Source organism: Paenibacillus hunanensis (genome assembly GCF_014645615.1).
In the GTDB taxonomy this organism is placed as follows: Bacteria; Bacillota; Bacilli; order Paenibacillales; family Paenibacillaceae; genus Saccharibacillus; species Saccharibacillus hunanensis.
The window spans coordinates 1-7,842 of record NZ_BMMB01000027.1 but is presented as its reverse complement, the minus strand read 5'-3'; the positions used below and the strand labels follow the sequence as shown (position 1 = coordinate 7,842).

Genomic DNA, 7,842 nt, shown 5'->3' with positions numbered 1-7,842 from the left:
TGCAGCAATGCATGGAGCTGACCAATACTAATCGGTCGAGGGCTTATCCTAACTTCTAAACACGCGATGATTCGTTTCGGGTTCAGTTTTCAGGTGATTAACCTGTGCAACAACGTTTGGTGATGATGGCGGAGGGGTTCCACACGTACCCATCCCGAACACGACCGTTAAGCCCTCCAGCGCCAATGGTACTTGGACCGCAGGGTCCTGGGAGAGTAGGACGTCGCCAAGCGAACAAGCAAGACTATGTTGTACCTTAAGGTTTTCAATGAAATACTTGGAAGCCTTACTTTATGCCGGTGTAGCTCAGTTGGTAGAGCAACTGACTTGTAATCAGTAGGTCGGGGGTTCAAATCCTCTCGCCGGCACCATTTTCTTTTAAAGAGAATAAAAGATGGTTATTGTGGCGGTCGTGGCGAAGGGGTTAACGCATCGGACTGTGACTCCGACATTCGCGGGTTCAATTCCCGTCGATCGCCCTTTATTTTCTTTCTACTATTGTAGGGGGTTAGCCAAGCGGTAAGGCAACGGACTTTGACTCCGTCACGCATAGGTTCAAATCCTATACCCCCTGCCATTTTCATTTTATATATGAGCCATTAGCTCAGTTGGTAGAGCACCTGACTTTTAATCAGGGTGTCGAAGGTTCGAGTCCTTCATGGCTCACCATTTGTTTTCTACAAATGTGTGAATAGTTTTACGTTGTAATATGCGGTCGTGGCGGAATTGGCAGACGCGCACGGTTCAGGTCCGTGTGGGCTTACCCCCGTGGAGGTTCGAGTCCTCTCGACCGCACCATATTATGCGGACGTGGCTCAGCGGTAGAGCATCGCCTTGCCAAGGCGAGGGTCGCGGGTTCGATTCCCGTCGTCCGCTCCATATAGATTCTTAGTAGGTGCCAGAATGGGCATAAAAGGAACGGTTTAATACTTCCTATATTCCCGATCGAAGGCGCTTTTGTTTTGGGTTTAAGGCTTGGATTGTTGCTTGTGGGTGGAATAGATAATGTTGTATGAATTGCATTATTGCCCTGAATTCACATTGCTTTAAACCTTGACTTCCTGATCCGCGAGTGTCGTTCTATGGTAGAACTTCTATTTTACATGACCTATGGTTATGTAACTGGAGCTTGGGTTCGAATCCCATCACCCGCTTAATGAAAAGAGGCTGTTCTCACGTCAGATATGACGTTGAGAGCAGCCTCTTTCTGTATAGGTTAATGGTTTATTGTACGATTATAGTGGATGATTAGATTACAGGTAAATAGCTTGATACAGTAGTACTTTATGCATTGGTTCTGCATGCATTAGTGCTTTATACAGTAGTATTCATTTTCCAAAAGAATTTAATGAACAGTCTTTATCTGAGAGCTTAAAATAGGGATGAGTGATCGAAAATAGAAACGAGAGCTTGAGAATAGGGCGAATACCTGATAGTTCTTGGTTCTGGTCATATAAGCTTATTTATTTAAGAGATAGTTATTTAAAATGTGATTGTTTTGGAAGTGTTCGTTTAAGACTTGTCGGCTAAGGTTTGAATTTTAATGTATGTTTGAGTTTTAATATATCCTTATTAGGATTCGTTCGTTTTAGGATTCCAATGAAGGAGCATACCCATCTGGGTGAGTCCTGCACCGAAGCCATATAGGAGTAAGGTATTTCCTGCTTTTACTTTGCCGTCTTTTACTCCCTGCTGGAGTGCGAGCGGGATAGAGGCAGAGGATGTATTGCCGAACCATTCTGCACTCGTTAATGTACGGGTGAAGGGAATGCCTGATTTTTCACAGATTGAATCGATCATTTTCAGGTTTGCGCTGTGCGGAACAAACCAGTCCACCTGGTCGGTTACGAGCTGGTTTCGTTCCAGTAGCTGACGTAGCCCTTGAGGAACGGTACGCACTGCCCATTTATAGACTTCACGGCCATTTTGATAAATGTTCCCGTTTCCTTCCATTGGTGTACCGTTAATCTGCGCAGAGAGATTACTACGGTATACATGCTGTCCCCCATTACCATCGCTATCCATAATCACATCGATAAAGCTTGGCTGATCCGCATCATATTCCACAAGGGCAGCCCCAGCACCATCACCAAACAAAATACAGGTGCTGCGGTCGGTATAATCCAGCGTCTTGGTCATAGTCTCGCTGGCAATGACGAGAATTTTACGATGCATACCGGATGTGACGAGGCTATTTGCCATATGTAGGGCATACACAAAACCAGCACATGTGGCATTCAGATCAAATACACCTGCTTTTGCAATACCGAAATGAGCTTGAATCTGCGCGGCTACACTTGGAAATACATAATCAGCGGTTGTCGTTGCTACGATAATCAATTCGACATCATCGATGCTAACAGGATGGTGACTGAGCATATACTGTACAGCCTCGATCCCAAGAGAAGAACTAAATTGGTCTGGAGCAGCGACTCTACGCTCTCGCATACCGGTGCGCTGGACAATCCATTCATCAGAGGTATCGACCAATTGCTCCAAATCCGCATTGGTCAGTCGTTTTTCTGGTACGTAAGTGCCAAGAGCCGTAATACGAGCTTTTGATGAAATCATCCGGGTCACCTCATTTTGTAGTTATACAGTCTGTTATTGCAGCTTACTTGTATAGCGATAGAGCGAAAGTACCTTCATTTTATGATACGTGTACAGATAGGTTAGATGGAAGCACTAATTTAAAATTAAATGATTGTAAGTAGGAATTTAACTATTTTTAACATGTGACATTAAATATATAAAAATTGTTGGCTTCGGGTTTAGCGATAAAAGGCGATCCATGTAGCAGAAAGATTATAAGGTGTTGCTTTTAGTTGAGGTGGTACGTATAACGCAATAGAAAGAACGAAAGAACGAAAGAACGAAAGAACGATAGATAGATAGATAGATAGATAGATAGATAGATAGATAGATAGATAGATAGATAGATAGATAGATAGAGGCGAGCTAAGAAATTTAAATAGTATCTAGTATTAGTACCTAGTTCTAATTTTAGCAAATAGTTATATCAAAGTAAATACAAAAGAAAATGCAAAAGACTATTGGAGTTAGAGCAAACCATGGTGTTCATTCAAAGGATATGGAGGTTGGTGTTTTATACAGGGGTGGTGTTTGTCTATATATTTATCTATATATAGTTATTTGTCTTTATATAATTGTTTGTATATATCTAAGGCCTACATAAATACAGTTTGTTTGTACATTATCGGATTGTAGGTATCCAACGAACACATGGAATTAAGTGTTGGATTAAAATAAAGTTGGATGAAGTAAAGTCATATTACCTATAAAGTACATTGTGTACCTACAGTAGGAAATCAAATATCATCCGGCGTGACATAGATTAGCAAAATGACATGTAACAACGTAGCGTATATACAACATGAAATCAATATAAATTTAATAGGAAATCAATCGTAGCGTGAGGCCTCGTTTCTGTTGGTGGCGTGAGAAAAGTCTGTTATGATGTTGGGGTGTGATAATAAGCTAAGGTAGGGACAGGCTATTTATGGAATGGAGGAGAATGGAATGGAAATCAGACAGTTGAAGCAAGATGAATTTGAACAGCATCTGGAGTTATCGATGTATGCTTTTCAATATAAGCTAAATGAGGAAGAAGCAGAGCGATCACGGCAGTTTTTTAGACCGGAGCGTGTATGGGGAGCTTTTGAGAATGGCGTACTTCAAGCTCAGTTGAAGCTATATCCATTCCAAACGTACATACAGCAACAAAGCATCGACATGGGCGGGATTGCTGGTGTAGCCACATGGCCAGAAAATCGTCGTCAGGGGCTCGTCGACCAGCTGCTTCGCCACGCTTTGCAGCTGATGAAGGAGCAGGGACAATCTGTATCCTTTTTACATCCATTTTATTTCCCGTTTTATCGTAAATATGGCTGGGAGCTATATGCAGAGTATATGCAATATACGATTCCAACCGGGTTATTACCAGCGAAGGTGCAAACGGATGGTCATATCAAGCGTGGTGTGCGTGATATCGAGCTATTGCACTCACTCTACAGCCAGTATGCAAGCCAGTACAATGGTACGCTCGTTCGTGATACAGAGTGGTGGCAACATGCTATACTTCGTTCGGATGATACGCGTACAGCTGTGTATTACGCGGCAGATGGACAGGCTCAGGGCTATATCCTGTATACCGTTTTAAATAAAGAAATGAATATTAGCGAGATTGCGTATACGACGCAAGAGGCACGCCGCGGATTATGGACGTACATTTCCAATCATGATTCGATGGTACAGCATGTGAAGCTGAGAGCACCGCTGGATGATGGGCTTCCGTACCTGTTGCAGGACCCGCGGATTGAGCAGCAGCGCGTACCTTATTTTATGGCACGGATTGTAGATATGAAAGCACTTTTGGAGCAGTATGCTTTTGAAAAAGAAATCGCTGGCGAGCTGACGATTGAAGTGAGTGATCGTGTAGCCGATTGGAATGAAGGCGTGTGGCGAATGGTATGGGATACGGATGGAAAGGCGACTGTGGAGCAGGTAGCTGCTGGAGATGCCGAGCCAGCTGCATATGATGTGCAGGTGAAGGCAGATATTCGTGTATGGACAGCGATGCTGATGGGCTACAAGCGTCCGACTGAGCTGGCTCGCTGGGAGCAGTTGCAGGCTGATGAGCAGGCGATCCAATTGCTGGAGAAGCTGATTCCGAATCGCGGCACGCATTTGATGGACTTTTTCTAAGATAGAGATTGAGGTTATTTCAGTCTGATATGATCTAGTCTGAATATTCTGGATATCTGGTATGTAGATATTCGGTGTAGAGGAGTAGATGAAATAGGCTTTATCGTTGATATAAAAGGTCTTTTTGCCAGGATACATGGGCTTGTTCATGAATAAGAGGTGACTTTGTGGCGCTGATTATTGATGGTAGGCGATGTGTTGTCGTGGTGAAAAGGCCTTTTTGGATTGCAGAGGTTTAGAGAGGAGTTAGTAGAGATGTCGAGTGGACTTTAGTATATGAAGGAGATAATCTGAGTAATGGATATGTATAGGGGAAGGGGGATTTAGGCTCAGAGAGATAGGGAGGATGTTACGGAATCGTCTGCATAGTAGGGGGAATTATGGTACATTTATATTTGATGTTTAGCTAGCGGTTGTGGTACATTTTGCGACGGTATGTGGTATGTGGTATGTGGTATGTGGTATGTGGTATGTGGTATGTGGTATGTGGTATGTGGTATGTGGTATGTGGTATGTGGTATGTGGTATGTGGTATGTGGTATGTGGTATGCGGTATGCGGTATGCGGTATGCGGTATGCGGTATGCGGTATGCGGTAGAGAGTAGGCGATCCATGCGAATAGAAAAATTTGTGCATCGATGGGCACTTTGACTGGATGATTGGTTGCTCAAAGAATAAGAGTAAGTGAAGCTGAATTGCGGATGAATCTATCCTGTGTGTATATAGTTTGAATAGGTGGAGCTTTAAATTCAAATTGGAATGTACTAGATATGAAATGAGAAATAGAAATAGGTAAGAAGAGCAAACTAAGCATTAAGAACCAAGAATCAACAACAAACACCAAGAACCAACACAAGGAATCAACAATCAAGCACTAGGAAAGGGAAAACAACATGAGTAAAACGCTTGTACTAGCAGAAAAGCCTTCGGTGGCGAAGGAGATTGCGCGGGTGATGGGCAGTCATCAGCAGCATAAGGGCTATTTGGAAGGGCCGGCTTATATTGTGACATGGGCGCTGGGACATCTGGTTGGTCTGGCTGAGCCGGAGGATTATGATAAGCAGTATCAGAAATGGAATTTGGACGATTTGCCGATTTTGCCGGATCGGATGCGGTTGAAGGTGCTACGTGAAAGTGCGCATCAATACAAAACAGTCCAGCATCTCATGAAGCGCAGTGATGTGGGCGCGCTTATCGTGGCTACGGATGCCGCGCGTGAAGGGGAATTGCTGGCCCGCTGGATTATACATATGGCTGGCTGGAAAAAGTCATTTCAGCGCTTATGGATATCATCGCAGACGGATCGTGCGATTCGTGAAGGCTTTAGTAAGCTACGGCCGGGAAAGGAATTTGATCGTTTGTATGAGTCGGCACGTTGCCGGGCTGAGGCGGATTGGATGATTGGTCTTAATGTCACACGTGCGCTGACATGTAAATTCGATGCACAGCTATCCGCAGGACGTGTGCAGACGCCAACACTGGGGATGATTATGCAGCGTGAGCAGGAAATTCGTAGCTTCCGTTCGCAGGATTATCATACATTGCAGATTGATCTGGGGGCATTCCAGGCACAGTGGCGTGGCAAGCAAGGAGACGGCAGACTGTTCGAAGCCCCACAGGTGCAGCAGCTTCAACAGAAGCTAGAAGGAAAGCAGGCTTCCATTCGCGAGCTGAAAAGGAGCGAGCGTCAGGAGCCGCATCCACTGGCGTATGATCTGACCGAGCTACAGCGTGATGCGAATCGTCGGTATGGCTTTTCAGCCAAGCATACATCGAATGTACTGCAAAAGTTATATGAGCAGCATAAGCTTGTCACGTATCCACGTACGGATTCGCGTTATTTGTCCTCGGATATGACGGATACGCTGAAGGAGCGTCTGACGAGTGTAGCGGTTGGTCCGTATGCACCGCTTGCGCGCCCTTTGTTGCGTGGTGCATTGAATGTTACACGTCGTATTGTTGATGACAGTAAGGTGAGTGATCACCATGCGATTATTCCGACTGAGGAAACGGTACTTTTAAATCGTCTGACGGCGGATGAGCGTAAGCTATACGATCTGATTGCACGGCGCTTTATTAGTTTATTTTATCCAGCTGCGCGTTATGATATCGTCCAGGTGACGATTGAGGCGGCGGGTGAGATATTCCATGCAAAAGGCGTTACTGTGAAGGAGCAGGGCTGGAAGATTGTCTACGGAGAGCAGTGGCAGGATGATGAGGACGAGGAACAAGAATCGTCATCGGATCATACAGAGCGAGTTGATGCGGTTCAGTCCTTGCCGGAGCTAAAGCAGGGCGAATCCCATATGATTCAGCGTACACTGGTACGCAATGGACGTACGCTACCACCGAAGCGTTATACGGAGGCAGCGCTGCTATCACGGATGGAAAAGCATGGACTGGGTACACCGGCAACACGTGCAGATATTATTGAAAAGCTCGTATCCTCCGATACGATTGAGCGCAAGGGTAATTCGCTTCATCCTACCGGAAAAGGAACCCAGCTGATCGAGCTAGTATCGCCTCAGCTGCGCACACCGGAGCTGACCGCACGCTGGGAGGCTGAGCTGGAGCGAATTGCACGAGGTCAAGGGAAACCGGAGCCATTTTTACAAGGGATTCGCGAAATGGCTGCTTCGCTGGTAAGTGGTGTAAAAGCGAGCGAAGTGGAGTATAAGCCGCATAATCTGTCGCATAGTCATTGTCCAGATTGTGGCGCACGTATGCTGGAGAAAAAGTCCAAGCGTGGCAAGTTCCTGATCTGTCCGTCAGAGGACTGTGGATATCGGCGTTCCGCAGAAAAACAGCTGGCTAATCGTCGTTGTCCCCAATGCCATAAAAAGATGGAGATAAAGGATGGCAAGGCAGGCAAGTATGTACAATGTCTCAGCTGCGGGATTACCGAGGTATTGAACAAGGATGGAGCGCGTCCGGTGAAGAAACGGGAGCAGCAAAAGCTGGTGAAGCAGTTTGAACAGAAGGAGGAATTTGGCTCCAATCTGGGAGATCTGCTCAAAGCGGCACTGCAAAACAAGTCGGATGAAGCATAATATACAGGACGGATTGTAATATGAAGTGCGACACCTACTGGAATTAAATAAAAAACAGCCCATGGCC

3 protein-coding genes, 6 tRNA genes and 1 rRNA gene are annotated in these 7,842 nt (G+C 45.3%); 9 read left to right on the top strand and 1 reads right to left on the bottom strand.

Annotated elements, in window-relative coordinates; all coding sequences use genetic code 11:
• Window positions 1-115: 115 nt before the first annotated feature.
• The 7 genes from rrf (at window position 116) to IEX62_RS23300 (ending at window position 879) form a co-directional block, all read left to right on the top strand.
• Window positions 116-232, top strand: a 5S ribosomal RNA gene (rrf, locus tag IEX62_RS23330).
• A gap of 63 nt (window positions 233-295) precedes the next feature.
• Window positions 296-371: transfer RNA gene (locus tag IEX62_RS23325), tRNA-Thr, on the top strand.
• A gap of 35 nt (window positions 372-406) precedes the next feature.
• A tRNA-His gene (locus tag IEX62_RS23320) sits at window positions 407-479 on the top strand.
• 23 nt (window positions 480-502) lie between these two features.
• A tRNA-Gln gene (locus tag IEX62_RS23315) sits at window positions 503-577 on the top strand.
• Window positions 578-593: 16 nt separating this feature from the next.
• Window positions 594-669, top strand: a tRNA-Lys gene (locus IEX62_RS23310).
• Window positions 670-711: 42 nt separating this feature from the next.
• Window positions 712-798 (top strand) — tRNA-Leu (locus IEX62_RS23305).
• 6 nt (window positions 799-804) lie between these two features.
• Window positions 805-879 (top strand) — tRNA-Gly (locus tag IEX62_RS23300).
• Window positions 880-1,572: 693 nt separating this feature from the next.
• Here IEX62_RS23300 and IEX62_RS23295 read toward each other — a convergent pair.
• The gene (locus IEX62_RS23295) at window positions 1,573-2,568 is read right to left on the bottom strand and encodes a ketoacyl-ACP synthase III (RefSeq protein ID WP_188778803.1); all 996 of its coding nucleotides are present in this window, start codon (window positions 2,566-2,568) and stop codon (window positions 1,573-1,575) included.
• A gap of 972 nt (window positions 2,569-3,540) precedes the next feature.
• On the opposite strand from IEX62_RS23295, the gene IEX62_RS23290 reads away from it, so the two are divergent.
• Both IEX62_RS23290 and IEX62_RS23285 read left to right on the top strand, forming a co-directional pair.
• Window positions 3,541-4,725: a GNAT family N-acetyltransferase gene (locus IEX62_RS23290; RefSeq protein ID WP_188778801.1), complete on the top strand. Its 1,185-nt coding sequence runs from the start codon at window positions 3,541-3,543 to the stop codon at window positions 4,723-4,725.
• A gap of 893 nt (window positions 4,726-5,618) precedes the next feature.
• Window positions 5,619-7,775, top strand: a complete 2,157-nt coding sequence (locus tag IEX62_RS23285; RefSeq protein ID WP_188778799.1) for a DNA topoisomerase III — start codon at window positions 5,619-5,621, stop codon at window positions 7,773-7,775.
• Window positions 7,776-7,842 lie beyond the last annotated feature (67 nt).

Bases quoted from the DNA above. Each gene is read 5' to 3' on its own strand.
- IEX62_RS23290 (WP_188778801.1), top strand. From the start codon at position 3,541: ATGGAAATCAGACAGTTGAAGCAAGATGAATTTGAACAGCATCTGGAG.
- IEX62_RS23285 (WP_188778799.1), top strand. From the start codon at position 5,619: ATGAGTAAAACGCTTGTACTAGCAGAAAAGCCTTCGGTGGCGAAGGAG.